Genomic DNA, 25,249 nt, shown 5'->3' on the forward strand with positions numbered 1-25,249 from the left:
CGACAGCTTTATAACGTCTTATGTTCTACCGCTAAGGCGCCGAAGGGGCACAACTTTATGTCGTGCCTTGGGGGTACAACCTTACGTCGGATGACACACTGCAATGCCCCTACAACGCGGTTGTAACCAAATTAGGATGCGGTATAAACCCGTATTGGTTAGTCTTGGCTAAGCTCTACAGGCAGGCGATCGCTCCCTCGCTACGACGATCGCAGCCTCCCAGCAGCCCGTCCGGGTTCAACTGAATGGCGTGGGCGTGGCCCATTTGCTCAGCCCAAGCAGGAGCCTCGGTGATCTGATGTCCTCGCTGCTCTAGGGCTTGGCGAACTTCAGCAGGAATCCGATTTTCCATTGCCAGTCGGGTAGAGGCCTCGCCCCAGGTACGACCCCACAGCCAGCGGGGCAGATCGATTGCCGCTTGGGGAGCATAGCCAAAGTCCAACATTCTAGTCAGCAGCGCCAGCTGGGTCTGGGGCTGGCCCTCGCCGCCCATAGTGCCCAGCACTAAATAGGGCCTGCTGTCGTTGAGCACCAGACCGGGCATGAGGGTGTGAAAGGGACGCTTACCGGGTTCTAGGGCGTTGGGGTGGTTGGGGGCAAGGGAAAACAGCGAGCCTCGATTTTGTAGCGGAAAGCCCAGCTCAGGCGGCACTACCCCCGACCCAAAGTCGAAGTACAGGCTCTGAATCGTCGATACGGCATTGCCCTCGCCATCGACTACGGCGAGGTAAACAGTGTCGCCGCCGATCTCCGGAGTCGGGTAGCCTTGGGCCACGGCCATGCTCAGCCGGGCGCGACGGCGATCGCCATAGGGTTTCGAGATCAGCTCTCCTAGCGGAATGTCGGTAAAGTCGGGGTCACTCAACCAGCGATCGCGATCGGCAAAGGCTAGCTTGGTAGCCTCCACCAGCAGGTGGTAGTAGTCGGTGGTGCCGTGGCCGATGGTGTGCGGGTTAAACCCCTCCAGCACATTGAGCATTTGCAGCACCGTAAACCCCTGGGTATTGGGGGGCAGCTGGCATACTTGGTGGCCCCGGTAGGTGGTGCTGATCGGCTCTACCCAGGTGGCGCTGTGGTGGGCAAAGTCATCGCGGGTCAGCCAGCCGCCCAGAGCGCTCAGGTAGCCTACGATCTGCTCGGCGATCTCTCCCTGGTAGAAATCTTGGGAGCCAGCGACGGCCAAGCGGCGTAGGGTTTTTCCCAGCGGTAGGTTAGTCACTTGCGACCCAGCGGTAGGCACCTCACCCTCCGGCAAAAAGGGATTGTTCTCGCCGCCGTAGGCCCGCAGAAACTCAGCGTTGGCCCGCGTCCAGCGAGCCTGGGATTTCGAGCAGGGGTAACCCTGTTCGGCCAAGGCGATCGCGGGCTGAAGCAGGTCAGCCCAGGGCAGACGGCCAAAACGCTGGTGCATTTCGCCCCAGGCTGAGACACCCCCCGGCACTGTGATTACTGCCTGGGGGCCGCGCTGAGGAATGGCAGTTAGACCTAAGGATGTGAAGCGATCGCGATCGCAGCTCGCTCCCGCCCTGCCCGAGCCATTGAGACCGTAGAGCTGGCCTGAGCTAGCCTGGTAGCCCAGCCAAAAGCCATCGCCGCCCAGCCCGGTCATGGCGGGGTAGACCACCGATAGGGCCGCTTGGGTGGCGATCGCCGCATCGACTGCGTTGCCGCCCTGGCTGAGCACGTTGAGGCCAGCGGTGGAGGCCAGGTAGTGGGGGCAGACCACCATCGCGGAGGGGGTGGCAGATGGGGCAGAGACTAGAGCCATAGCTAACTCAGGACTACATCAGCGTTGGGCCTAGAAGATTAGCATTTTTGCGGTGCACGGGTTTTGGGCCTTTATCGTCGGCCCCATCGTGCTGTTGGTGGTGTCTACTGCGTTAAACAACTTTTTTGTCGGTCGAGCCCTCAAGCCTCGGGCCAAAGAGCTCGCAGGATAGGGGTAGTGCTAACAGCGCCTGGGTTAACCGATTGCCCAGGGCTAGGGGGCATCACGTAGATGGCCTGATACTGGTTGCGGCCTTGGGCCTTGGCTTGGTAGAGGGCCTGATCGGCGGTAAACACCAAGTCAGAGGGCAAATAATCAGCCATGGGTAACACGTTGGCAACACCGCAGCTAATTGTGACGATCGCGCTGGGGGCTGTGTTGTGGGGCAATCCCCGTTGCTGAACTGCTGTCACTAGCCGCTGGCTGATGACGGTTGCCCCCTCCAAAGTGGTGTTGGGCAAAATAATGGCAAATTCTTCACCGCCGTAGCGGGTAACAATGTCGGCTGGGCGGCTAATGCACTGGCTCAGGGTTTTGGCCACTTCTTGAAGACAGCGATCGCCCGCCTGATGCCCATAGTGGTCGTTGTAGTCTTTGAAATGGTCAATGTCGCAGATTACCAGCGACAGCGACAGGTGTTCGCGCACACCCCGACCCCACTCCTGCAAGAGATATTCGTCGAAGCGGCGGCGGTTGGCTACCTGGGTGAGGCTGTCGATCATCGTCAGCTGCTGGAGCTGGTAGTTGGCCTCCCGCAGCTGAATCTCTAAGCGGTGCTGCAAGATGAGCCGCCGCACCCGCTGGCGCAGCACTGCCCAGTTAATCGGCTTGGTGACATAGTCGACCACCCCAATTTCAAACGCCTGATCTACCGATTTTTCGTCCTCTAGGCCAGTAATCATCAGCACCGGTGCCAGGTTGCCCTGGGTTAAATCCTGTAGTCGTCGGCAGACCTCAAAGCCATCTACCACCGGCATCAGCGCGTCCAGCAGCACTAGATCGGGCACGTGATAAAAGTACAGGTTTAGGGCCGCTTCTCCATGGGCAGCTTCGATCACCTGGTAGCCCTCGCGCTCCAGATAGCGGGTCAGCATGTGGCGGATAAACGGGTCATCGTCGGCTACCAAAATCACCGCTGAATCAGAATTGACTGGCATAGTTGGTGACCTCCTGGGAAACCAAGGCAGACTGTAGGGCCGTTTTGACCTCAGCTAGAGCGTAGCGAATTACTTCCACCTGGTTAGCGACGATCGGACTGGGGGCTTGACGTAGGGTCGCCTCTAGATCTCGGCAGAGGACCGCGAGGTGGTCGGCACTCACGGAGGCGCTGCTCGACTTGAGGGTGTGGGCAGCCCGTTGCAGGGTGAGCCAGTCGTGCTGAGCCAGGGCATTGAGCATGTCGGCCATGAGCTGGTCGGCACTCCCAAGGTAGCTGACAATCAGGTCAGCCATAAAGCTAGGGTCGCCGCCTACGGTGGTGGCAAAGGTGCGTAGCGCCATTAAATCGACCGCGAGGGCGGGGACGGGGGCACCAGCCTCTAGCACCCGAATGAGCTCCTCCAGGCGAATGGGTTTGCTGATGTAGTCATCCATGCCAGCCTGGAGACACTGTTCGCGATCGCCCTGCATGGCATTTGCGGTGACAGCCACTAGGCGGGGGCGGCGAGTGGGCCAGCGCTGCACGATCTGTCGGGCGGCGGCGAGGCCGTCCATCTCAGGCATTTGCACATCCATCAGCACCAAATCGTAGGGCTGTTGGCCGAGGGCGTCCAGCACCTCGTAGCCGTTGGCGGCTACATCGGCCCGGTAGCCCAGGTGCCGCAAAATTTGCAGGGCCACCTTTTGGTTCACCACATTGTCTTCGGCTAGCAAAATTCGCTGGGGACACCGCCGTCCTAGGTCGACGTCCATCAGAGCCAGTCGGGGGCGCGGCGACACACGCACGGCCTCTGGCTGCTTGGCCAGGGCAGCGGCCAGAGCGGTCATCAGCTGGTTCTGCTTGACGGGCTTGGTCAGGTAGGCGGCAAACAAGCTCTGCTGGGCGATGCTGTGGTGCCAGCCCAGGGAGGTCAGCATCACCAGGGGCAGCGATCGCTCCATAGACCGCTGGTGCAGGGCCTCAGCCAGGGCCAGACCGTCCATGCCCGGCATCTGCATATCTAAAATGGCTAGGTCAAAGCGCTGGGTCTCCAGGGCCTTTAAGGCTGCTAAGCCCGAGTCTACAGTCACCACAGCCATACCCCACCCCTGAAGCTGGAGCTGAAGAATTTTGCGGTTGGTAGCATTGTCATCGACCACCAGCAGACGACGGCCCTGGAGACTGTGGGCAGGGGGCGACCCGACCAGCCGCGGCGGTTGGGGGTCAAGGGTGGCTTGCAGGGTGAAGTAGAAAGTTGACCCCTGACCCTCAATGCTCTCCACCCAGAGCGTGCCCCCCATCAGTTCGCACAGGCGCTTGCTAATGGCCAGGCCTAGGCCAGTGCCGCCAAACTGCCGAGTGGTAGAGGCATCCACCTGGCTAAAGGGTTGGAACAGGCGGTGCAGACGAGCCGCCGGAATGCCAATGCCGGTATCTTTGACCGCCACTTGCAGGGTGACTTGGTCGCTGGTAGTCTGCGGTTGAGCCTGGACTGAGACAATCACTTCCCCGTGGGAGGTGAACTTGATGGCGTTGTTGACCAAGTTGACCAGCACCTGACGCAGACGGCTGACATCGCCCATTAGGTGTTGGGGTACCTGGGGAGGCAGCAGGTAGGCTAGCTCTAAGCCTTTCCCAGAGGCCTTGGCGGCCAGCAAATCCATGGCTTCTTCTAGGCAGGTACGCAAGTTAAAGGGTTGGGTTTCTAGATCGAGCTTGCCCGACTCAATCTTTGAAAAGTCGAGGATGTCGTTAATGATGGTCAGCAGCGCATCGCTGGCGTTGCGAGTGGTTTCGACAAAGTCGCGCTGCTGGTCAGTGAGTGGGGTGTCAAGCAGCAGGCCGGTCATGCCGATCACGGCGTTCATGGGCGTGCGAATCTCGTGGCTCATCATGGCTAGAAACTCGCTTTTGGCCTGGTTGGCCGCCTCGGCCGCGCAGCGGGCCTGGTCGAGGTCTTGCAGGTGCTGGTGTAGCTGGGCTTCGGCAAGCTTGCGATCGCTAATATCGGTCTGAATGCCCACAAAGTGAGTCAGCTGGCCCTGAGGGTCGTAAATCGGTGAAATACTGAGCTGGTTCCAGTATTGCTGGCCGTCCTTGCGGTAGTTGATTGCCTCTATGGTGCAACCTTGGCCGCTGGCCATGGCTTGACGCAGGGTTTCTAGGCCAGGTTGATCATGCTTGCCCCCCTGCAAAAAGCGGCAGTTGCGCCCCAGGGCCTCGGCGGCGGCGTAGCTAGTGATGCGCTCAAAGGCAGGGTTAACGTAAATTACTGGATTGTCGGGCTGGCGGGCATCGGTAATCACGATGCCGTTGCTGCTGGCGGCGATCGCCCGCTCTTGCAGGCGCAGGGTTTCCCGCAGTCGCTGACGCTCTAGGTCAGCCTGCTGCATCTGTTCGATCTGGTGGTGCAGATCGAGCTGGGCCACCACCTGAGCAGCCAGTATTTCTAGGGCCTGCCGCTGCAAGGCGGTGAGGGTGCGAGGTACATGGTCAACCACGCAGAGAGTGCCGAGGGCATAGCCATCGGTGGTGATCAGCGGCATACCGGCGTAGAAGCGCAGATTCAGCTCCCCAGTGACTAGAGGGTTATCAAAGAAACGTTTGTCTTCTAGGGCATTGGGCACCTCCATCAACTTCGGCTGCAAAATGGCGTGGGCGCAAAAAGCCACGTCGCGGGTGGTTTCGGGTACAGCAACGCAACCCACGCGGGCTTTGAACCACTGGCGATGTTGGTCGATGAGGCTAACCAGGGCAATGGGCACATCGCACACCATTGCCGCCAGTCGAGTCAGATTGTCGAACCCCTCGGCGGGAGGCGTGTCAAGAATGTGGTAGTCGTGCAGCGCCTGCAAACGACAGGCTTCGTGGATGGGTAGGAGTGCGGGTTGCATGGCCATGGCCCTTCAGGACAAAGACGCAGGGCGAGGCTGGTCTCGCAACCACACCCCACTTGAGGGAAGCGACATATCCTTCAGAGTACCCAGTTAGATGTATCGGGTTTTACAATTTCGGCGGTATTGGGGTCGGCAAAGATACTGACTTAGGCAGTTGTCTACGGTCAGTCCGAAGCTGAATTCGCCCAGGCCTAAGGGTTGAGGCTGGTACGGCACCATTACCAAGATATTCCTGACTGCTCTGAGGCTGTGAGAACGGGGGTGGATGGGGCGATCGCCCCTAATCTCGGCCAGTGGGAATCTTAAACTTAGGGATTTGCTGATGGAGCAATCGAACTGCGATCGCTGCGGTTAAGTCAGCCGTTAGATACCCAGGTGCGTCTGGAGTGTTTTTTCCTAAGGACTGGTGATGAAACTCAGCAATTCTGCCCCCGCTAGCAGCGACAATGTGCTGGCTCGCATGGCTCCCGAAATGGCTGTGACCTTTAGCCCTGCTCAGGTTCAGGCGCTGCAAGCAGCGCTAACGCCGCGCTGCCATCCAGTCAATATTCGTCTATCGCTGCCGCTGGGCATAACGCGGGTTTACCTAGTGCTGCTGGCCGGTACTGAAGGGCGATCGGAATCTCGCCGTCGTCAGGAGACCATTCAGCACCCTTTGTGGACACCGATAAATTTGCTGGTGATAGCCAGCACTATTGGCCTAGGCATTTTCGCGCTGTTGGCCATGTTGCAGATTACCAACGCCGATTTACCCGCAGTCTTAAACCCTAAAGCGGCCCCAGCGGGTGTTCCCTTTAAGGCAGACCGCACCAGTTGTGAAGAAAGTGGTCGTACCTGGCGAGAAGGCGACTGCCTTGATTTTGACCACGACCCCACCTTCTAAAGTGACGGTAGGTTAAAGATAAATTCTGTTTATGATTGCTCTAGGGAGTGAGTCATCAGTCCCTAGAGCAACCCCTACTTTTTAACGGCTACATGTCTGCCGGTGGCTGAGAATTGTTTGTAGTGTAGTCAGGCAGCATAGCGTTGGCCATTTCGTAGTGCTCTTCAATGCTGGGCAACAGCTGTGACGCGTAAGCAATCAAGCTCGGCGACTCACCTTGTGCCACTTCAGTGCGGTACAGCGCGATCGCCTTTAGATGAGCATTTGCCTGTACGCCAACATAAGCTTGATCAAACTCAGCACCAGAAAGCTGGGTCAGCTGTGCTGCGATCGCCTGATCAAGCGGATCAACGCGCTCGCTGGGCAGCTCAAAGCCTTGCTCAGAGGCCTGTTGAGTAAGAACTTCATTAGCGCGAGTGTGCTCATCAATCATGCGCTGAGCATACTGACGAATCGCTTGATCTTGGGATTTCTCTAGCGCCAGGCGGGAGGTGTCAATCTCAGCATTGTTGCCTTGGTAAGCGAGCTTGAAAAACTCCTGATCCACCGTTGTGACAGCTGCCCTTTGAGCGCCTTGAGAGGTCTGCTCGGCTGGAGTAGAGGTACCCGCTTGGCCGACGCGCGTGGTTTCAGCAAAACTCGGTAGCGCTACCAGAGATGCGATCGCGGCAGCACCAGCAGCGCCCATCAAACGCTGGGTCAAGTTGTAATTTAATCGAGTCATGGTCTTAGATCTCCTGTTCCTGCTTAGTCTGCTCTGTGGTTAATTACTAACCATTGCTTCAGCGTAGAAGCCCACTTCAACAGAGCCGTCTGTCACAGGGTCAATTAACGCCGCCTAAAGAGTTGATCTAAACCCAGAGATGACTAAGCAGAAAAGAAACGGAAACCGCGATCGCAGAAATTAGGCCGCCTGCCACATCTCAGAAATTTTGCCGGGCAGAAATTCAGCCACTTCCTGAACCCGCTCCTGGGACAACTCGTCCTTAGTGGCAGAAAAGACGGCAATGATAATTGTTTCTGCATCGGCTCCTGGCAGGTTGCCTTCCTGCCGTAGGCGCACTAAAAAATTGTCGGGGCTAATATGCAAATTGGGACGAATATGGCTGAGAAAACTCACCAGGGGATTGGTATCTTCCCAAAGATCTTCTACTTTGTCGGGAGCATTGTCGTCTAGCTCATCGGCAACGCGATCGATCGCTTCATTGCTCATCACATCTCGCATGGTCCGATACACCACTTCCGTAGCGTTGCGTGCTTCCTATAAATCCTTCAGGTTGCCTTTTGTTCTAACTTTCTCTAAAAAGTCCTGGTATGTTTCCATAAGAATCTCCATGAGTTTTTGTTTGAACGCCTCAGAGCTAATCCGTAGAAACTGCTATGGATCAGTAATGCGGCAAAGCATTTCCAGGCAGCCGAAAATTAGCCAAAATTATTAGCGACGCAATGACGCCCTCACCACTTCGAAGGTAGTGAATTGACGCTATAACTATAGAACAACCCTTGGCATATTAAAGGTTTGCTCAGTCAAAAGGGGTCTATCGCAAGGTAGAAGGCCAGCGAAAAAGTTGTGTGGTTGGCAGGTTTTGGCTCATCAATGGCAGCTATTCACCTCACACACGGGGAGAACTTTTGGTTCAAATACGTTGTCAAATTGGGCATTGCCCTAGTCGCTCTGGCGCTAGATTTTCCCCTCGGCGATCGCATATTAAATGCTGCTCAGATATATTAGTGAGCCGACTGCAATCGATGGCCATGACCGTGGGATTCTTTAATCCACTGATAGGCAACTAGGTTAAGCAATAACCCAATCAAAAACAGAAATGCCATTAGGGCTACCTGGTACCAAGCTACAGGAGGAATAGTCAAGTCAACCACTAAGTGAGCTAGGTTCAGCACCGAATAAATTACTGTTACCCAAAAGTGGCCTATCCGATACCATCGTGAATCAATCAGGCAGGTGCTGGTGATAGCTATCAGCGGCACCACAAAGAAGGCCAGCATCAGCCATAAAATAGCAGAAATTTCGCCAATGTCGGTAGCCACGTGGCCGTGGGGTGCTAGCACGCTCAGGCCATGGAACAACGGCATGAGTGCTAGCTGAGTGTGAAAAAGTGTGCCCAGCAAAAACACCGTCCACAGGGCAACAATTTTGACGGCAAACGATGGTTGTTCCTTTGGTGCGAGCATCACTTTGCCTCCGTTGCTAATTAGGGCTCGTGCACCTCTTCTTCGCTGCGCTCTAGCAGGGTGTCTGCGGTGTGGTCTTGGTGGTGGCGTTGCTTGGCCATGGCCTGACGAGCTTTTTCCTCCACCGATGCAGCGGGTGATTCGTGGAGTTCGCCATCGGTGCGGCTGAGCAAGTTGTCGTGGTTGTGGTCGACGTGCTGACGCTGTTGAGCCAGTCGTTCACGGGCCTGGTCGTCTGACTTATCCATAAAAGCTGTTCTCTTCAGAAAGTATGCGCTGCGGAGATGGAGCGCGATCGCTAGCGACCATCACCCCTGTACTAATTTTCCAAGTTATTGATGGACGAGCGATCGCCCCTGATACGATTGTTTAGCCTTCTCAATCGCCCGCAATCTGTCCCGAGAGTGTTCTTGCAACACCCAGACAGAGTCCCCTTTAACTGGGGCATTGCTTGGGCGGGAATACCTTGCGCGATGAGCAATATCTAGCCGAAAGCCAACGCTGCCCCAAGGTTCAGGCTTATGGCACCGATGCTGTGGCAACAGCACTCTCAGACCCCACCGGACGAATTACCAACGTATTGAATAGGCTAATGTCGGTCCCCTCAGGAACCGATAGATCGAAGGCTCCGCTGGTCTGCGGCAGCGCCCCCAGAGCAATGGGGCGTTTGGCCATATTGCCGTTGATGGTCAAAAACGCCTCTAACGCTTCCCCTTCGGCAGTGGTGGTGAAATCCTTTAGCGATAGGGTGATGCTGCTGCCCACAATGGCAGCTCCTACATAACCGCTAGCGGTATGGCTGTCTGTCCCAACGACGCTGCCCATAGCCTATCTTCCTTGCTCTAAAACGCTCGGCCATCATTGTAGGAAGAATCGGCTCTAACTTTGCCGCTGACTCCGGCTATTTTGGGGCAAAACTGCAGTGGGTCAAACGGTGTTAGCTCTGGGACACTACTTGGAATAAACCGGTGCGATTTGTGGAGCATAAAGCCTACGGCATCGCAAAAACAGGACCCGACTCGGAACAAGTAGCCTAGGGGCGATCGCTGTCGGCAAATGATGGGTTTTCCCCACTCATTCCAGCCCCAATGGCGGCTATCCTGGGAAAAGAACTCAGTAATCGATCTCCCCCCTTTCACGGATGTGTCAGGGGGTTTTACAATAGTTCATATTAGGTGTTGTTGCCTCGGCCCCAGCTCAGACTCCCCGTCATGGTCTCGTGATAGAGTTTTCTGTTGTCAAGGCTACCAAATCGACAACCCAGACCCCGTCTGAGTAACCCATGAAGATGGTCACCAGCGGTCCATCGCCCAGAATCCGGAGAAGCAGTTATGGCTAAAGACATCACCCGTTATCGCAATATTGGTATCTTCGCCCACGTAGACGCGGGCAAGACCACCACCACCGAGCGCATCCTCGCTCTCACCGGCCGCATCCACAAAATCGGTGAGGTTCACGATGGTGCCGCCACCACCGACTTCATGGAGCAAGAGCAAGAACGGGGGATCACGATTCAGTCGGCGGCCACCACCTGCTTCTGGAAGGAGCACCAGCTCAACATCATCGACACTCCGGGCCACGTTGACTTCACCATTGAGGTGTATCGCTCCCTCAAAGTGCTTGATGGCGGCATTGGTGTCTTCTGCGGCTCTGGCGGTGTAGAACCTCAGTCTGAAACCAACTGGCGCTACGCCAACGATTCCAAGGTGGCTCGGGTCATCTACGTCAACAAGCTCGATCGCACCGGTGCTGACTTCTTCCGAGTAATCAAGCAAGTTGACGGCATTCTGGCGGCCAAGCCCCTGGTGATGGTGCTGCCCATCGGCACCGAAACCGAGTTTGTAGGCGTGGTTGACCTGCTCACCCGCAAGGCCTGGGTGTGGGATGAGTCGGGCAAGCCTGAGAACTACACCATCCAAGAAGTCCCCGAGGACATGAAAGATCAGGTCGAAGAATACCGCGAGGCACTGATCGAGCTAGCCGTTGAGCAGGACGACGACATTCTCAATAAGTACCTTGAGGGTGAAGAGATCTCCATTGACGAGATCAAGTCCTGCATTCGCAAGGGCACCCGCGAGCTGGCCTTCTTCCCCACCTACTGTGGCTCCTCTTTTAAAAACAAAGGGGTGCAGCTGGTGCTAGATGCGGTAGTTGACTATCTGCCCAACCCCCTCGAAGTGCCTGCCCAGCCCGAAGTCGACCTAGAGGGTAACCCCACCGGCAAGCTGGCTCACGCCGATGCCGAGAAGCCCCTGCGGGCACTGGCGTTCAAAATTATGGACGACCGCTTTGGTGCGCTCACCTTCACCCGCATCTACTCGGGTCACCTGAAGAAGGGCGACACCATTCTCGACACTGCCACCGGCAAAACCGAGCGCATCAGCCGCCTGGTCGAAATGCACGCTAACGATCGCGAAGAAGTGGAATCGGCCCAGGCCGGTGACATCGTGGCGCTAATCGGCATGAAGAACGTGCAGACCGGCCACACTCTCTGCGACCCCAAAGATCCCGCTACCCTGGAACCCATGGTCTTCCCTGACCCGGTGATCTCCATCGCGGTGTATCCCAAGAAAAAGGGCGACAACGAGAAAATGGGCATGGCGATCAGCAAGATGGTGGCCGAAGACCCCTCCTTCCAGGTGGAAACCGATGAAGAGAGCGGCGAAGTCATCCTCAAGGGCATGGGCGAACTGCACCTCGACATCAAAGTCGACATTCTCAAGCGCACCCACGGCGTCGAAGTGGAAGTGGGCAAGCCCCAGGTGGCTTACCGCGAGGCGATCACCAAGCGCTTGGCCGACAGCTACACCCACAAGAAGCAGTCGGGTGGTTCGGGTCAGTACGCCAAGATCGACTACGTCATCGAGCCGGGCGAAACCAGCACTGGCTTCCAGTTTGAGTCGGCAGTGACCGGTGGTAACGTACCTCGGGAATTTTGGCCCGCGGTGCAAAAGGGCTTTGCCACCAGCGTTGACCGTGGCCCTCTGGCCGGTTACCCCGTGGTTGACCTCAAGGTCACCCTCACCGATGGCGGCTTCCACGCGGTTGACTCGTCGGCGATCGCCTTCGAAATTGCCGCCAAAGCTGCCTACCGCCAGTCGCTACCCAAGGCTGGTCCCCAGCTGCTGGAGCCGATCATGAAGGTCGACGTGTTTACCCCCGACGACTACATGGGCGACGTCATTGGTGACCTCAACCGCCGTCGCGGCATGATCAAGTCTCAAGATCCCGCCGCTACCGGCGTGCGGGTGAAGGCCGATGTGCCCCTGAGCGAGATGTTTGGCTACATTGGCGACCTGCGCACCATGACCTCGGGTCGGGGCCAGTTCTCCATGGAGTTCTCTCACTACGCCCCCTGCCCCAGCAATGTGGCCGAGGAAGTGATCAAGGAAGCCAAGGAGCGCCAGGCAGCTGCCGCTAAGTAGGCAGTAGGGGCACAGCATGCTGTGCCCCTACCTCTTCGGATAGTAAAACGCCCCGGCCAGAGTTTGGCCGGGGCGTTTTGTGTTTGGGTATTGGTGTTGCTGAATCCTGGGATGACCCTGCCCGATCCGCCCTCTCCCTAGCCCTCTCCCAAAGGGCGAGGGAACAGGATTTTCGGCTCCCTTCTCCTTTGGGGGAATGGTTGGGGGACGTAGAGCTTGCTCTTTCACTTAGGGTGGGCAATTCATGTCTACATTCAGCAACGCCGGGGTATTTAGGTAGGTGCAAACGGCGTTTGCACCTAAGCGTTTGCCCTCTTAAACCGAACCAGCGGCGGCAGGGACGCTCCGCGCGGTTTCGTCATCTAGCCCCACCAGGCGAGCGCTGAGATCCCACAGCTTGCGGGCTTTGGCGTCGTCTAGGGCCTCGTTCGACACCTCCTGGGCGAAGGAGCGGCGACCGGGCTTTTGGCGGTTGCCCCAGCTCCAGTACATGCCGGATTCCTTGAGCTCAGGGTCGGTGACCACGTCAGCTACCCGCTCACCTGCCAGTTTTTGGGTGACGTAGCCACCGGTAATGTTCTTCTGGAACCAAGGGAAGATGGTCTGGAACGCCTTGAAGTGGTTGCGGAATAGGGGCGTGTCGGCCACGCAGCCGGGATAGAGTGAGCTAAAGGTGATGCCGGTTTCGTCATGGTAGCGGCGGTGCAGTTCGCGCATGGTGAGCACGTTGCACAGCTTGCTGTCTTTGTAGGCTTTGCCCGACTTGAATTTCTTATTGTTGATCATCGAGATTGGGGCTTTGAACCCGGCCTCAAATCCCTCTAGATTGCCGAGATCGGGGGGTGCGGGAATGGGAATCTTGCCGCCCAGCTCTTTGGGGTTGGCGGTGACAGTGCCGAGGATGATCAGGCGCTTGTCGGCGGCGGGGGAGGCTTTAATGTCATCCAGCAGCAGGTTGCACAGCAGGAAGTGGCCCAGGTGGTTAGTGGCGACGCTAATTTCGTAGCCGTCTTCGCTGTACATCGGCTCTTTGAGCAGCGGGTAGTAGACGGCGGCGTTGCATACCAGCGACTCTAGACTGCGGCCCGTGGCCCGAAAGTCGCTGACAAACTGGCGCACGCTGGCTAGGGAGCCGAGGTCGAGGTGGATGATGCTGTAGCGATCGCTCGGTATGCCAAGCTCTTGGGCCATCTGCTTCGTTTTATCGATATTGCGGCAGGCCATCACCACATGCCAGCCGCGATCGGCCAGGGCCTTGGCGGCGTTAAGCCCTACCCCAGAGGAAGCCCCGGTCACAATGACTGTTTTCTGCTGTTCCATAACCATCTTTAAGACTGAAAAATCGCTTCTAGCATTCCAGTCTTAAGGATTGCACACGCATTGCAGCACTGTCTTAACGTTTTTTGAGGTGTTGTTACACGGAGTAAGGGAGAGGGGGTTAGGGGAGTGATGGAGTAGGGGAGTAAGGGAGTGATGGATTAGCACTTCAGCACCCCATCACTCCCTATAACCTAGGTAAACGAACTCGCCCAGTCCTTCGCCCAGTGCAGATGCTTGTGCACCTCATCGAGGGTTTTAGCTTCGCTGTAGAGGCGCAGCACGGGTTCGGTGCCGCTGAAACGAATTAGGAGCCAGCTGTCGTCGGCGAGGGTGAGCTTGTAGCCGTCGATATCGAGGATGTGGGTGACGGCTTTGCCTGCGACTTCGGCGGGGGGAGCGGTGGCGAGGGCGTCGAGCAGTTTGGCCTGCACTGCCATGCTGGCTAGGGGCAGGTCGATGCGATCGTATTCGGAGAAGTAGTTAGTTTTCTCTTGCAGGCTGCGGTAGTAGTCGCTGAGGTCGAGGGCGGAGGCGACTACGGCTTCTAATACATAGAGGGCCGACATCAGGGCGTCGCGCTCGGGGATGTGGTGGCCGTAGCCGATGCCGCCAGATTCTTCGCCGCCCAGCAGCACTTTGGCATCCTGCATGCGATCGGCGATGTATTTGTAGCCGACGGGGGTTTGGTATAGCTCTAGGCCGTTGAGCTTGGCCACGGCTGGGATGAGGTTGGAGCCGCTGATGGTTTTGACGATTTCGCCACTGTAGCCCCGCCGCGACTTGAGGTGGTCGATCAGAATGGGGATCAGAATTTGAGAGCTGAGGAAGTTGCCTTGGCCATCGACGGCGGCGATGCGATCGCTATCTCCATCAAATACCAGGCCCACTTTTACGCTTTCTTTGGCGGGATACTCTTTGACGGTCTCCAGCATTTCGCCCAGGTATTTGGGCAGGGGCTCGGGTGGGTTGCCGCCAAACAGCGGGTCGGCCTCGCTGTGCAACTCGTGGATGCTGCCTTCGCCCAACAGTCGGGGCAGCCCGCCGCTGGCGGAGCCATACATAACATCAGCAAACACCGTCAGCTTGCCGCTGGAGATGGCGGTCTGAATGGCGGCGACATCGACCTCGGCCTGAAGGGCGGTGCAGTAGTCGGGCCAGGGGTCGAAGGTTTCGATCTGGCCAGGTTTGCCGAGGGGAGCGGGGGGATTGGGCAGCAGCGCCTCGACCTGTTTAGTCACCTCAGGGGAAACGGAGCCGCCAAAGGCTCCTTTAATTTTGAGCCCGGAGTAGGTGGGGGGGTTGTGGCTGGCGGTAATGACGATCGCCCCGAGCAGATTTTGATGTTTGGCGGCGTAGCTAAAGGCGGGGGTGGGAGCGAAGTCTTGGGAGAGCAGCACGTCGAAGCCCTGGGCGGCGATCGCCTCGGCGGCGGTGCGGGCAAATTCGGCGGCGAGAAAGCGGCGATCGAAGCCGACGGCGATGGTGCGGCTGCCAGTTTCGACCCCAAAGCACTGGTGCAGCACGTGGGCAGACACCGCCGCTACCTGAGCTACGCGCTCAAAGGTGAAGTCGGCGGCGATAATGCCGCGCCAGCCATCGGTGCCAAATTTGATGGGCTTCGGGGTAGCTGGAATGGGGCCTGAGGGTGCTGCCATAGCAGATTCCAAATGTCGGGGGATAAAGAGCGGATTTTCTTGAGTTTACCCGCTTAATTCGGCGGTGACACGGTCGTGGCAGCGGCACTACGGACAATTTACCCAACCGGCTGGTTTTGCCGAAAAGTCTGAAAAGATTGGCGAATTCTCCTGATGGGATCGCGGCTTTGGCGCAAATGCTAGGTGCGTTGTGGGGTAGCGCGGCTGCTTGAGGGAAATGATGGCCGCTCTGGAGGGGCTGCTTGGGCTGGGTTGGTTGGTGTTTGTGGGGGGCCTCAGGCTACAGGGCTTGCGAATCGTCGTTGCTGACCTAAAATTTGCCAACGGTGGGGGGCTGTCGTGTTACCCTAGTTGAGTAAAAACGGGATGTAGCGCAGCTTGGTAGCGCACTTCGTTCGGGACGAAGGGGCCGTGGGTTCGAATCCCGCCATCCCGATTTGTCAAGTAACGGTTTAGCTGTCGTTGCTAACACTTGTACGTTCCGGAACTATTTGTCATCGTTCCGGAGTTAGTGTCGTTTTAACTAGATTGTTACTAGACAACAATTAGCCTCTCAAGCGGCATAGCTACGAATCTCAACCTCGGCACCATTAGCGATCGCCGCTTCTGCTCGTTCCAATAACTTCCCAGTTACCTCATCGCCGAGGTAGTATTCGCCGCAGTTATCACAGACCTCCGCAGGCACCCGTTTAAACACGACAATTGCACCTTCTCGTTCCAGAGTGACCGTAACCAGGCCAGTTTGAGTCGTACCTTGTTTGCAAATTACACAGTTCATACTTTTTTCCGAGTTTTGAAGTCAGCTTGCCATAGCTCTACATCTGGCTCATAGACAGTTACAACATATATTGTTTGCGTCTCTGCATCCTTCGCCACCACAGCATGAATCGGACGCTGGCTGACCATGTTCAGCATTAGATAACTAGGATAAGGGCGGTCTTCAGGATATTCAGCAATCACTTCCCCATAGTCTAGAACTGCTTTCACCTCGTCTCGGCTAATTTTGCGCTGAAACATTTGCTTAACAGCATGACCTGAAAAAACGACTTTCTGGTAATCCACCCCGATTTGGCTCTTAGATAGAACTAGCTTCACGATTGTCGAAAAGATTCTTGGGTTCTATTGGAACCCAAGAATCTAGATTTACGTTAACTCACTTAGCGATGGTTCTAAAGAGTCGGTCTTTGACCATCGCGTCTCAGCAGACTAAACACCTCGCCTTGGGCCGGCGTAATCAAAATTCCCGACCGCGGTATTGCAATCAACTGGCTCCAGGTCATTTGGTCGGCGTAGTTCAGCACATGCAGCTGGTTGATGGTGGCGCGCACCCCTTCCGGTGAGCCAATCACCAGATGGCGCAATCGCTCGCGCCCCGGCTGCACTTCAGGATTCGCCAGCAGCAGCGGATTGGTCGCCTGCCGGTTCTGGGCAGACGACACCAAATATGGCAAACACAACATAATTCAGGGATTCCTTACTAACGATGGGTAGGAATCCCAAAAACTTGGCCGCCCCAGACATGTGCAGTTAAGGACGGCCAGGTAAAATCACCTTAGCCTCCGAGACAGCAGTACCTGTCGACGGGGTTAGCCGCTGGTTGGTGTTCGCAGCACCTTCCAGTGGCGTTAGACCAAATTTCTGGGACGTTCAGACTGCACGCACACAGCTTTAGCAGAGTAATTTAATCCAATCGCGCACCAGACGCAAGTAAGAATTGTTACCGTCTTCTAGAAACCTTAGATGCCATCGTTGGGCCTGCCCCCCGGCTTCCTTGAAATCTTGAGCCAGGGCTATTGTGGGGGTTGATTAGCGACAGCGCTCGTCTATATAAGGTCATCGCATGGCCAGTGACGTTTTTCGACGGGGCGGTGGGAAGATGCGATCGAGCTCTGTCAGATCTGAGGTGGTAAGCGTCAGCTCTAGAGCCGCACGATTTTCTTGAATGTGGTCTGGATTGGTGGCTTTTGGAATGGCGATCATGCCCTCCTGATGGAGCAGCCATGCCAGAGCCACCTGGGTCGGCGTAGCCCTATGACGGTCGGCAATCGCCTTGAGCTGAGAATTTTGAAACAGGCCCTTTTGCTCAGCCGGGGAATGCCCAACGGGGGAATAGGCCATGGTTGGGATATTGCGATCGCGGCTCCAGGGCAGCAGATCCCACTCGATGCCACGGTTCATTAAGTTGTACAGCACTTGATTGGTGACGATCTCATCGCCGCCGGGCAACGCGATCGCCTCTTCCATGTCGTTGCGATCGAAGTTGCTGACCCCGTAGCTCTGAATCTTGCCGGCCTGCTTGAGGGATTGAAGCCCCGCCAGCGTCTCTGTCAGCGGTACTGCCCCCCGCCAGTGCAGCAGATAGAGGTCGAGGGAGTCGGTCTGAAGCCGCTTTAGGCTGCGATCGCAGGCCTCTACCACCCCCTGGCGAGTGGCATTGTGCGGATAGACTTTGCTGACCAAAAAGACTTCATCGCGCCGTCCGGCAATGGCTTCGCCCACCACCTTTTCCGCACCCCCCTCGCCGTACATCTCTGCAGTGTCAATCAGCGTCATCCCTAAATCGAGGCCAAGGCGCAGCGCTGCCACCTCTGCCTGGCGCTGGGCATGGTTTTCGCCCATTTTCCAGGTTCCCTGTCCCAATGCAGGTACCGATTGTCCTGAGGGTAAACTCACAAGTTTCATGATCTGGATGCTCTCAATATTGCTATCCCGCTTGGCTAAACCGTTCGATCATGGCCCAATCCTAGGTAAGTTTATGACCGGCGGTTCGGCCAAAACCCTTGTATATCTCGTGGGATAGCCATCTTGGCCATCCTGGACTTGGAGGACAGCCGAGACGGCTATCCGACTCAACCACAAGCAATCCCATCAAATTCCGAGAGCCCCAATTTTGGCAGCCGCTTGACCGGGCCTGAGCACTGTCTTGATATCGTTACTGTCTTTTCGACTTTGATGCCTTGGCTCACAATAGTTGCTTCCTATGAGTACTTTGGTCTTAACACCACGTTGACTCTGCCATGCGCAAGTAACTATTAGAAAAGTGAGAGCCAGTGCGCTGGGTTTTCAAACATGTTCAACGGATGTACCAAGCACCACCTCTCTCAATGGGCCTATCTTGATGGGCTTATCTTGGACCTTTGCCTAACCTAGGCATCAACCAGAAAGATCCCGCACCAGTTCTGTGATTGCCAGCTGATAAAAAAGCGCGTAAGGGTTGAAATCTACGAAGTAAATTTACAAGCTTTTACTAAAGAAAACTAACTTTCTAATTCACCTATTCTGCTCGTTAGCTAAGGTTCACCAAATCAGCATTAGGGAGTAGGTGCCTTAAATTCTAAAACCAGTACTGACTAATGCTAGGCGCAACGGTTACCGGTAGTATTTGAGCAATGTTTTGGCAACTCCCCGGTGAACGATCCATTAAACTTTGCGGCCCTCTCCCCCACCGCCTACGCCGATGCCTTGGGGCGTGAGCACTGTATGGATAGGGGCATTCGAGAACTGTGGCCCCGCATTCCCCGGCTGGCTGGCCCCGCCTACACCGTTAGCTGCCCACCGGGCGATAACCTGATGCTGCACGCCGCCATTTACCGGGCCGCCCCTGGTGCGGTGATAGTGGTGCAGGCGGGTGACGCTGACTACGCCATGGCGGGAGGTAATGTTTGTGCGATCGCCCAAAATCGAGGCATTGCAGGCTTTGTGGTCGATGGCGTGATTCGCGACTTGGCTGAGGTGCGCGAGGCTCAGTTTCCGGTATTTGCGCGAGGGGTAATGCCAGTGCCGGGGAAAAAGCAGCAGTTGGGCACGCTGAACCAGGCGATCGTCTGTGGGGGAGTGTGGGTCAACCCCGGAGATATTGTCGTGGCCGACGAAGAGGGTATTGTTGTGATTCCAGCGGCTCAGCAGGCGGCGGTTTGGCAGATGGCTCAGCAGCGCACCGACCAGGATGCCGCCCAGTCGCTAGCGGATTGGGAAACCAACCACCGCGCCAAAGTCGAGCGGATGTTGCAGGACCTGGGTTTTGAGCCAGGGGGGTAAACCCTTTCCTCAAGCACCACCCATGCAAATCCCGCAATGGCTGACCTAACCCCATGAAAGTTGATGTTTTCAAAGTCGCCCAAGCGGCCCCAGATTTTACCCTGGTCAACCGCGTCGAAGTTAAGTGACCAACAGCCGTAGTCGCGTTGGTTAGCCCCTCACCCGGCTTGCCGCCCCTCCTACAGAGAAGCGGCTTGAAACAGAGTTAGCCCCAGCAGACCGACTAGCCCCAGCACACTGGGCAGAGTGACCCACAAGAGGTTACGGGCGTCGTTGTGCGATCGCGGTGAATCCTGAAGCAGCCTGGCATCGTTCATGGCTATAAACACCGATGGGTAAACAGTACAGCGGAGAAACGGAATGCTCTCGGTCTTGCCCCAAACCTGGGGTGCAATCAGCCCTACTTCTTCAGAATCCGGTGGAGAATCTCTTGCTTGAGCCGAATCAACTCTGGGTTAGCCAGGTCGCGGGGGCGAGGCAAATTGACCGCCACATCTAGCTCAATGCGACCGTTTTGAATCACCACGACGCGATCGGCCAGCACCACTGCCTCTTCGACATCGTGGGTCACCAGCAGGGCGGTAAACCTTTGCTCTTGCCACAGGGTTTCAATCAGCCGCTGCATGTCTATGCGGGTGAGGGCATCGAGGGCACCCAGGGGTTCGTCCAGCAGCAAGAGATGGGGCTGCGTCACCAAGGCCCGCGCCAGGGCCACCCGCTGCTTTTGCCCCCCCGACAGCACCGTCGTCCAGTCTTTGGCGCGGTTGTCGAGGCCCACCTGCTGCAAGGCCCAGTGGCTGCGAGGGCGCGCCTGCGAACTCAGACCCAGAGAAACGTTCTCTAAAACATTGCGCCAGGGCAGCAGACGCGCGTCTTGAAACATGACCCGCGCCTTGGCGTTCAGCCCGGCCAACCGCTGGCCATCGAGCTTGATCTCGCCGTGGGAAGGGTCTTCTAACCCAGCCAGCAACCGCAGCAGCGTGCTCTTGCCGCAGCCGCTCTTGCCGACAATGGCCACAAATTCCCCCGGCGAAATTTCCAGGGAAAAGCGATCGAGCACCGTCAGGTCGCCAAAGGCTTTGGTCAAGTTGTTGATCCAAATGTGGCTGCCGTAGGTGGTTTGGGAGTGGGTTGAGGGGGTTTGGGTGTAGGTCATGGGAGTGGGGAGTGGGAGGGTAGGGGGTAGCGGGTAGGCGGGTAGGGAGTGGATGGGTGGATGAGTGGATGGGTAGGGAGTGGGGGAGTAGGGGAGTGCAGGAGTAGGGGAGTGCACTTGGGCGATAAATCAGTTCATCCACCCATCCACCCTCCTACCCATCCACTCTCCCACCCCTCTACTTCAAGTTCTGACTGGGGTGCCAGGCGATGGTGATCTTCTCTAGCCAGCGCACGGAGGAGTCGGCGAGTTTGCCTAGCAGGGCGTAGAGCAAAATGGCGACTACCACCACATCGGTCTGCATAAATTCGCGGGCGTTCATGGCCATATAGCCAATGCCGGAGCTGGCGGCAATCGTCTCGGCCACAATCAGGGTGAGCCACATGTTGCCGAGGGCGTAGCGCAGGCCCACCAGCATGCTGGGCAGGGCACCGGGCAAAATAATTTGCGAGAATAGCTGGCGGCGGCTGAGGCCATAGACGCGGCCCATTTCAATCAGCCCGGGGTCGATGGCGCGAATGCCGTAGAAGGTATTGACGTAGATGGGAAACAGTACCCCCAGGGCCACCAAAAAAATGCGGGCTTCGTCGCCGATGCCAAACCACAAAATCACCAGGGGAATCATCGCCAGGTGGGGGATGTTGCGAATCATTTGAATGGAGCTATCAGCAAGCAACTCGGCGGGGCGAGAGACGCCGTTCAAAACGCCAAAAAAGAGGCCAATGCTGCCGCCGATCAAGAACCCCACCACGGCCCGCCAGGCGCTAATGGTCACATGCTTAAACAGTTCGCCGCTGAGGGTGAGGCGAATGGCCGCCTGCACCACCTCGGTCGGGGCGGGCAAAATGCGGCTGTTGATCAACCCGATCTGGGCCAAGACTTGCCACAGCAGAATTAGGGCGATGGGCACCACCCAGGGAATGATGTTATCCCAGGGAACCCGGGCGAGCAGATCAGAAGGTGTATCTCTACGGTGGATGGTTTGCATGGTTCAAGCGTTGTCAGAGTATGAGTAACAACCGGGGCCGGAAAATGCGGTGTTTATACCCACTAGCGTTGGGTATAGGTTTCTAACCCTGCTGTGGCGGGGCAGAGAACTTCACTGACCTCTAGTTCTTTAGGGATGGCTTTTTGGGAGTACATCCAGTCGGCACGGTCCTGTAGGTCGGTTAGCACTTGGTCAGTAAGGGGATGGATCGTTTCAACCTGCTTGCGAGTGCCGAGCTGATTGACGACGGGAAGTGCGAGGTCTGTCGATGCGCCAAAGGCCTTGGCAGCTTCTTCGGGGTTGTTGGCGGCCCAGTCGGCCTCTTTGACAATTTCGGCAAACGTGGCCTCAACTACCGCAGGCTTTTGGGCTAGGGTGTTTTGGTGTACCACGTAGAGGCCGTAGTGGGAGGCGGCTTCGCCGGAGGCGATGGAGCGCAGCTCATGCTCTACTTCGGCGATCGCCACATTGGGCTCCCACACTGACCAGGCATCGACATGGCCCTGGGTGACGGCGGGTAGGGCATCGGTGGGGCCAAGGTAAACCCGCTCAACCTGTTCCACAGGAACGTTGGCATCGGTTAGAACTCGCAGCAAAAGGTGCTCGCCCCAGCCACCGCGATTAACCGCAACTTTTTTGCCCACAAGGTCCTGGAGCGACTGAATGGGCGAGTCGGCAGCGACCAGGATGGCTTCAGCTTCAGGAATGGGAGCCTGGTAGGCCAGCACACAGACGGGGGTACCCCCTACCAATCCTGAAATGCCGGGGATATCGCCTCCGGCGCTGATGTCTACAGAGTTGGCATTGAAGGCTTCTAACACCGGGGCAAAGGCGGGAAATGGCCCCACCCATTCCACCTGAATGTTTTGCTTGGCGAGTTCTGCCTCTAGCACGCCCCGTTGGCGAATGATGGGTAACAGCCCCCAGCGCACGTAGCCAATGCGAATGGTCTCAGGGGCAGCGTTGGTCGGGGCGGCGGCAGATTCGGCAGTGGAGGCTGAGGGCTGGGTGGCGTTGTCGGTCGAGGCCGCACATCCCCCGATCGCCAGTCCTGCTACGACGACAGCGGCCAGGGTTTTGAAGGTCGACTGTTGTAGCCAAACGGTCGGTCGGTGATAGCGGGTCATACGGAAACTCCTGGGGTATAAAACTCTGGAGCAAATAATTTTGGAGCAGACAACTCCGCACCCGGTGCCCTGGGCAATGCCAGGTGATCGCGCAGGGTATTGCCGCTGTAGCTCTGGCGAAATAGCCCCCGCCGCTGCAGCTCGGGCACGACCGTTTCTACAAAGTCGATGAAGGCACCGGGCAAGTAGGCGGGGGAGATCATAAACCCGTCGCAGGCATCGGCTTGGAAGAAGGCTTCGAGCTGATCGGCGATCTGGGTGGGGGTGCCTACGATTTGGGGGATGAGTACGCTGGCCCCGTAGCGCTGGCCAATCTCGGCCAGGGTGGTGCCTTCGGCGCTGAGGTGCTGTACCAAATCCCAAATGCCGCGCATGCCCTGGATATCTAACTCTTTTAAGGGCTGGTCGAGGGGATGCTGGGAAAAGTCGTAGTTGAGATGGTTAGAGAGGGTCGAGAGACCTACCAGGGGGTTGACCAGGTTGTTGTGTTCAGCTTGCTTTTGACGGGCGATCGCCTCGGTTTCGCCCACAAAGGGCATCGCCCCCAGCAAGATTTTGCACTGCTCGGGCGATCGCCCCTGGGCCTGCACGCGCCCCTTGAGATCGCTGTAGAACTGCTGCGCCTGGGCCAGGGTGGGCTGAATGGCAAACACCACCTCGGCCCAGCGGGCGGCAAACTCGCGCCCCCGACCCGACGCTCCCGCCTGGATTAGCACCGGCTTTCCCTGGGGGCCAGGCGGCACATTCAGCGGCCCCCGCGACTGAAACCAGTCGCCCTGGTGGTGGATGTAGCTCACCTTGTCGGGGTCGGCGAAGATGCCCCGCTCCCGGTCAAGCACCAGGGCATCGGTCTGCCAGCTTTCCCACAGTTGGCAGGCCACCTCTAGAAACTCATCGGCGCGATCGTAGCGCTGGTCGTGCTCTAGGTGGGTTTTGACGCCAAAGTTTTGGGCCTCGCCATCGTTCACTGAGGTGACGATATTCCAGGCGACGCGGCCATAGGTGAGGTGGTCGAGGGTGGCAAAGCTGCGGGCCACGCTGTAGGGGTGAGCATAGGTGGTGGAGACGGTGGCCCCCAGTCCCAGGTTCTGGGTAGTAGGGGCGATCGCTGCCAGCAGCGGTAGGGGATCTAGCCGCACAGCATCTTGATCGCCGTAGCGCACCCCCACATCAAAGCTGTGGCCGTAGCTCTCAGATACCGCCAGCCGATCGGCAAAAAACAGCAGATCAAACTTGCCCCGCTCCAACACCTGGGCGATTTGCTGATACGCCTCGGGCCGCAAAAAGTCGAAGCGCGACCGAGGGTGCCGCCATAGCGCGTGGCTGTGGGCCACAGGCCCCGCAATCATAAATGCCGCTAGATGGAGTTGGCGCATGGGCTTTGGCCTGCTAAATCCTGCTGAGTCTTATAAACCTAAGGTCTGGCGAAATCTGCGCAGCTCTAGCCGTAAAAATCGGGGGTGGGTAGCTCTCGGTTGAGCGCCCAGTTGCCCACCGCGCGAATTTTGTAGTCGACTGGGTCGTGCAGGGTGAAGGTGCGGAGGTTGCGCCAGTAGCGGTCAAAGCCGTAGTCGGCAGAGGTGGCGCGGGTGCCCATGACATCAAAAATTTTGTTGACCAGGGCCAGGCCGTTTTGAGTGACAAAGGCTTTGGCGGTGGCAATGGCCACGGCGCATTCGCCCCGCTCTTCGGCGGTGAGGGCATAGCCCTTTTCCCAGGCGGCCTGCACTAACGCGGTGGCGCGATCGGTAAGCAGGGTGGCGGCTTCGAGGGCGATCGCCATTTCGCCGTAGTGTTGCAGAATGTAGGGATCTTCGGTGGCCGATTCGACCTTAGACCCCGGCCAGGCCCGCGTCTGGCTGCGGGTATAGGATCGCGCCGCCTCAAAGGCCCCCTGGGCCACCCCCAGATAGATGTTGGTGAAGGTGATTTGGGTGAGGCAGGAGCGAAAGGTGCGAAACACCTCATTGCCTGCGGGAGGAGCCAAGATTTCATCGGCGGCCACCCACACATTGCTAAAGCGAATGTTGCCGCTGTCGGTTTGCCGCTGGCCCATGTTGTTCCAGTCGCCCTGCACCTCAACGCCCTCGCGCTGGGTGGGCACGATCGCAATCCGAAAGCCCTCTACACCCTCCTGCACCGTGCTGAGCGGAATCACATCGGAATCGACGGAGCCGGAGCAAAAGCTCTTGGTGCCGTTGATGCGAAAGCCCGCTCCATCGGGAGTGAGAATGACTCGGCGATCGAGCGGGTTGAAGCCGTTGCACCAAAACCAGTTGTGCTGGGCGGTTTGGCTATAGTAGTGAGCCGCCTGCTCGGGGTTGCCAAACACCTGGGGTGCTACTACCCCCAAATGCTGGTATGAAAACAGGTGGGCAATAGAGCTATCCACCTGGGCAAAGCGGCGGGTAATACGCATAGCTGTTTCCCAATCTGCCCCGAGGCCGCCATACTGGGCTGGGATCACCAGCTTCAGCAGATTGCTCTGGCGCAGGCGATCGCGCTCTGCCTGGGCCGTGCCCCCCTGGCGATCGCGCTCCACCGCCGTGGCGGCAAATTCATCGACCAGGGTATCAACCCAGGCATCGATAGCTTGCGCGTTAGCGTGAACTTGGGACTGAAGCGGAGGCGAGGTGAGCAGCGGCATAGGTAAAGATGTTGAAC

General features: G+C 57.4%; 22 protein-coding genes, 1 tRNA gene and 1 pseudogene. 4 read left to right on the top strand and 20 right to left on the bottom strand.

All coding sequences use genetic code 11. The annotated features are described in order from the left end of the window. Window positions 1-175: 175 nt before the first annotated feature. The 3 genes from ggt to H6F59_RS08015 all read right to left on the bottom strand — a co-directional run bounded on the left by ggt (window position 176) and on the right by H6F59_RS08015 (window position 5,800). Complete coding sequence (gene ggt, locus H6F59_RS08005; RefSeq protein WP_190697473.1) at window positions 176-1,768, bottom strand: gamma-glutamyltransferase; 1,593 nt, start codon at window positions 1,766-1,768, stop codon at window positions 176-178. Window positions 1,769-1,908: 140 nt separating this feature from the next. After that, on the bottom strand, window positions 1,909-2,925 hold the full coding sequence (locus H6F59_RS08010; RefSeq protein WP_190522490.1) for a PleD family two-component system response regulator: 1,017 nt from the start codon (window positions 2,923-2,925) through the stop codon (window positions 1,909-1,911). Beyond that, entirely contained in the window at window positions 2,909-5,800 is a 2,892-nt protein-coding gene (locus H6F59_RS08015; protein ID WP_190697476.1) for a response regulator, read from the bottom strand. Before H6F59_RS08015 ends, H6F59_RS08010 begins: the two co-directional genes overlap by 17 nt. Window positions 5,801-6,212: 412 nt before the next feature. Between H6F59_RS08015 and H6F59_RS08020 the strand changes: the two genes are divergently transcribed. Continuing rightward, window positions 6,213-6,686 (top strand): hypothetical protein, encoded by a 474-nt coding sequence (locus H6F59_RS08020; protein WP_190697478.1) that lies wholly within the window; start codon window positions 6,213-6,215, stop codon window positions 6,684-6,686. Window positions 6,687-6,774: 88 nt separating this feature from the next. Here the strand turns inward: H6F59_RS08020 and H6F59_RS08025 are convergent, their stop codons facing one another. The 5 genes and pseudogenes from H6F59_RS08025 to H6F59_RS08045 all read right to left on the bottom strand — a co-directional run bounded on the left by H6F59_RS08025 (window position 6,775) and on the right by H6F59_RS08045 (window position 9,701). Beyond that, window positions 6,775-7,410: a DUF4142 domain-containing protein gene (locus H6F59_RS08025; protein WP_190697481.1), complete on the bottom strand. Its 636-nt coding sequence runs from the start codon at window positions 7,408-7,410 to the stop codon at window positions 6,775-6,777. Window positions 7,411-7,590: 180 nt separating this feature from the next. After that, window positions 7,591-7,935, bottom strand: a pseudogene (locus H6F59_RS08030) (DUF2267 domain-containing protein); the annotation flags it as partial. Between the two features lie 479 nt (window positions 7,936-8,414). Continuing rightward, window positions 8,415-8,876 carry a hypothetical protein gene (locus tag H6F59_RS08035; RefSeq protein ID WP_190697484.1) on the bottom strand — a complete coding sequence of 154 codons (462 nt, stop codon included), beginning with the start codon at window positions 8,874-8,876 and terminating at the stop codon, window positions 8,415-8,417. 20 nt (window positions 8,877-8,896) lie between these two features. Continuing rightward, on the bottom strand, window positions 8,897-9,124 hold the full coding sequence (locus H6F59_RS08040) for a hypothetical protein (protein WP_190522502.1): 228 nt from the start codon (window positions 9,122-9,124) through the stop codon (window positions 8,897-8,899). A gap of 271 nt (window positions 9,125-9,395) precedes the next feature. Beyond that, complete coding sequence (locus H6F59_RS08045; RefSeq protein WP_190697487.1) at window positions 9,396-9,701, bottom strand: hypothetical protein; 306 nt, start codon at window positions 9,699-9,701, stop codon at window positions 9,396-9,398. A gap of 506 nt (window positions 9,702-10,207) precedes the next feature. On the opposite strand from H6F59_RS08045, the gene fusA reads away from it, so the two are divergent. Then, on the top strand, window positions 10,208-12,301 hold the full coding sequence (gene fusA / locus H6F59_RS08050; RefSeq protein WP_190697489.1) for an elongation factor G: 2,094 nt from the start codon (window positions 10,208-10,210) through the stop codon (window positions 12,299-12,301). Window positions 12,302-12,616: 315 nt separating this feature from the next. Here the strand turns inward: fusA and H6F59_RS08055 are convergent, their stop codons facing one another. Together H6F59_RS08055 and H6F59_RS08060 are read right to left on the bottom strand one after the other, a co-directional pair. Continuing rightward, window positions 12,617-13,621 (bottom strand): protochlorophyllide reductase, encoded by a 1,005-nt coding sequence (locus H6F59_RS08055; RefSeq protein WP_199325701.1) that lies wholly within the window; start codon window positions 13,619-13,621, stop codon window positions 12,617-12,619. A gap of 191 nt (window positions 13,622-13,812) precedes the next feature. Beyond that, window positions 13,813-15,276 carry a phosphoglucomutase/phosphomannomutase family protein gene (locus tag H6F59_RS08060; protein WP_190697496.1) on the bottom strand — a complete coding sequence of 488 codons (1,464 nt, stop codon included), beginning with the start codon at window positions 15,274-15,276 and terminating at the stop codon, window positions 13,813-13,815. Between the two features lie 362 nt (window positions 15,277-15,638). On the opposite strand from H6F59_RS08060, the gene H6F59_RS08065 reads away from it, so the two are divergent. After that, window positions 15,639-15,712, top strand: a tRNA-Pro gene (locus H6F59_RS08065). Window positions 15,713-15,829: 117 nt separating this feature from the next. Here the strand turns inward: H6F59_RS08065 and H6F59_RS08070 are convergent. The 4 genes from H6F59_RS08070 to H6F59_RS08085 form a co-directional block, all read right to left on the bottom strand. After that, window positions 15,830-16,054 (bottom strand): type II toxin-antitoxin system MqsA family antitoxin, encoded by a 225-nt coding sequence (locus tag H6F59_RS08070; protein ID WP_190697499.1) that lies wholly within the window; start codon window positions 16,052-16,054, stop codon window positions 15,830-15,832. Then, window positions 16,051-16,371: a DUF4258 domain-containing protein gene (locus H6F59_RS08075; RefSeq protein ID WP_199325702.1), complete on the bottom strand. Its 321-nt coding sequence runs from the start codon at window positions 16,369-16,371 to the stop codon at window positions 16,051-16,053. The genes H6F59_RS08070 and H6F59_RS08075 overlap by 4 nt, the downstream gene beginning before the upstream one ends. Before the next feature lie 74 nt (window positions 16,372-16,445). Then, on the bottom strand, window positions 16,446-16,736 hold the full coding sequence (locus H6F59_RS08080) for a hypothetical protein (RefSeq protein ID WP_190697502.1): 291 nt from the start codon (window positions 16,734-16,736) through the stop codon (window positions 16,446-16,448). Between the two features lie 373 nt (window positions 16,737-17,109). Beyond that, window positions 17,110-17,958 (bottom strand): aldo/keto reductase, encoded by an 849-nt coding sequence (locus H6F59_RS08085; RefSeq protein ID WP_190697505.1) that lies wholly within the window; start codon window positions 17,956-17,958, stop codon window positions 17,110-17,112. Window positions 17,959-18,684: 726 nt separating this feature from the next. On the opposite strand from H6F59_RS08085, the gene H6F59_RS08090 reads away from it, so the two are divergent. After that, a complete protein-coding gene (locus tag H6F59_RS08090) occupies window positions 18,685-19,314 on the top strand; it encodes an RraA family protein (RefSeq protein ID WP_190697508.1) in 630 nt (209 codons plus the stop codon). 179 nt (window positions 19,315-19,493) lie between these two features. Here the strand turns inward: H6F59_RS08090 and H6F59_RS08095 are convergent, their stop codons facing one another. The 6 genes from H6F59_RS08095 to H6F59_RS08120 form a co-directional block, all read right to left on the bottom strand. Next, entirely contained in the window at window positions 19,494-19,631 is a 138-nt protein-coding gene (locus H6F59_RS08095; RefSeq protein WP_190697511.1) for a hypothetical protein, read from the bottom strand. 83 nt (window positions 19,632-19,714) lie between these two features. After that, a complete protein-coding gene (locus H6F59_RS08100; RefSeq protein ID WP_190697514.1) occupies window positions 19,715-20,470 on the bottom strand; it encodes an ABC transporter ATP-binding protein in 756 nt (251 codons plus the stop codon). A 178-nt stretch (window positions 20,471-20,648) separates the two neighbouring features. Further along, on the bottom strand, window positions 20,649-21,458 hold the full coding sequence (gene ssuC, locus H6F59_RS08105) for an aliphatic sulfonate ABC transporter permease SsuC (protein WP_190697517.1): 810 nt from the start codon (window positions 21,456-21,458) through the stop codon (window positions 20,649-20,651). A 62-nt stretch (window positions 21,459-21,520) separates the two neighbouring features. After that, window positions 21,521-22,585: an aliphatic sulfonate ABC transporter substrate-binding protein gene (locus tag H6F59_RS08110; protein ID WP_190697520.1), complete on the bottom strand. Its 1,065-nt coding sequence runs from the start codon at window positions 22,583-22,585 to the stop codon at window positions 21,521-21,523. Next, window positions 22,582-23,961 carry an LLM class flavin-dependent oxidoreductase gene (locus H6F59_RS08115; protein ID WP_190697523.1) on the bottom strand — a complete coding sequence of 460 codons (1,380 nt, stop codon included), beginning with the start codon at window positions 23,959-23,961 and terminating at the stop codon, window positions 22,582-22,584. Before H6F59_RS08115 ends, H6F59_RS08110 begins: the two co-directional genes overlap by 4 nt. A gap of 65 nt (window positions 23,962-24,026) precedes the next feature. After that, window positions 24,027-25,232, bottom strand: a complete 1,206-nt coding sequence (locus H6F59_RS08120) for an acyl-CoA dehydrogenase family protein (protein WP_190697526.1) — start codon at window positions 25,230-25,232, stop codon at window positions 24,027-24,029. Window positions 25,233-25,249: the final 17 nt, after the last annotated feature.

The organism is Nodosilinea sp. FACHB-141 (assembly GCF_014696135.1).
GTDB lineage: Bacteria > Cyanobacteriota > Cyanobacteriia > Phormidesmidales > Phormidesmidaceae > Nodosilinea.

Coding starts and splice junctions, on each gene's coding strand:
- H6F59_RS08045 (WP_190697487.1), bottom strand. CDS start 9,701: ATGGGCAGCGTCGTTGGGACAGACAGCCATACCGCTAGCGGTTATGTA.
- fusA (WP_190697489.1), top strand. CDS start 10,208: ATGGCTAAAGACATCACCCGTTATCGCAATATTGGTATCTTCGCCCAC.
- H6F59_RS08120 (WP_190697526.1), bottom strand. CDS start 25,232: ATGCCGCTGCTCACCTCGCCTCCGCTTCAGTCCCAAGTTCACGCTAAC.
- H6F59_RS08115 (WP_190697523.1), bottom strand. CDS start 23,961: ATGCGCCAACTCCATCTAGCGGCATTTATGATTGCGGGGCCTGTGGCC.
- ssuC (WP_190697517.1), bottom strand. CDS start 21,458: ATGCAAACCATCCACCGTAGAGATACACCTTCTGATCTGCTCGCCCGG.
- H6F59_RS08015 (WP_190697476.1), bottom strand. CDS start 5,800: ATGCAACCCGCACTCCTACCCATCCACGAAGCCTGTCGTTTGCAGGCG.
- H6F59_RS08055 (WP_199325701.1), bottom strand. CDS start 13,621: ATGGAACAGCAGAAAACAGTCATTGTGACCGGGGCTTCCTCTGGGGTA.
- ggt (WP_190697473.1), bottom strand. CDS start 1,768: ATGGCTCTAGTCTCTGCCCCATCTGCCACCCCCTCCGCGATGGTGGTC.
- H6F59_RS08020 (WP_190697478.1), top strand. CDS start 6,213: ATGAAACTCAGCAATTCTGCCCCCGCTAGCAGCGACAATGTGCTGGCT.
- H6F59_RS08110 (WP_190697520.1), bottom strand. CDS start 22,585: ATGACCCGCTATCACCGACCGACCGTTTGGCTACAACAGTCGACCTTC.
- H6F59_RS08035 (WP_190697484.1), bottom strand. CDS start 8,876: ATGCTCGCACCAAAGGAACAACCATCGTTTGCCGTCAAAATTGTTGCC.
- H6F59_RS08100 (WP_190697514.1), bottom strand. CDS start 20,470: ATGACCTACACCCAAACCCCCTCAACCCACTCCCAAACCACCTACGGC.
- H6F59_RS08060 (WP_190697496.1), bottom strand. CDS start 15,276: ATGGCAGCACCCTCAGGCCCCATTCCAGCTACCCCGAAGCCCATCAAA.
- H6F59_RS08025 (WP_190697481.1), bottom strand. CDS start 7,410: ATGACTCGATTAAATTACAACTTGACCCAGCGTTTGATGGGCGCTGCT.
- H6F59_RS08080 (WP_190697502.1), bottom strand. CDS start 16,736: ATGTTGTGTTTGCCATATTTGGTGTCGTCTGCCCAGAACCGGCAGGCG.
- H6F59_RS08040 (WP_190522502.1), bottom strand. CDS start 9,124: ATGGATAAGTCAGACGACCAGGCCCGTGAACGACTGGCTCAACAGCGT.
- H6F59_RS08085 (WP_190697505.1), bottom strand. CDS start 17,958: ATGAAACTTGTGAGTTTACCCTCAGGACAATCGGTACCTGCATTGGGA.
- H6F59_RS08095 (WP_190697511.1), bottom strand. CDS start 19,631: ATGAACGATGCCAGGCTGCTTCAGGATTCACCGCGATCGCACAACGAC.
- H6F59_RS08070 (WP_190697499.1), bottom strand. CDS start 16,054: ATGAACTGTGTAATTTGCAAACAAGGTACGACTCAAACTGGCCTGGTT.
- H6F59_RS08010 (WP_190522490.1), bottom strand. CDS start 2,925: ATGCCAGTCAATTCTGATTCAGCGGTGATTTTGGTAGCCGACGATGAC.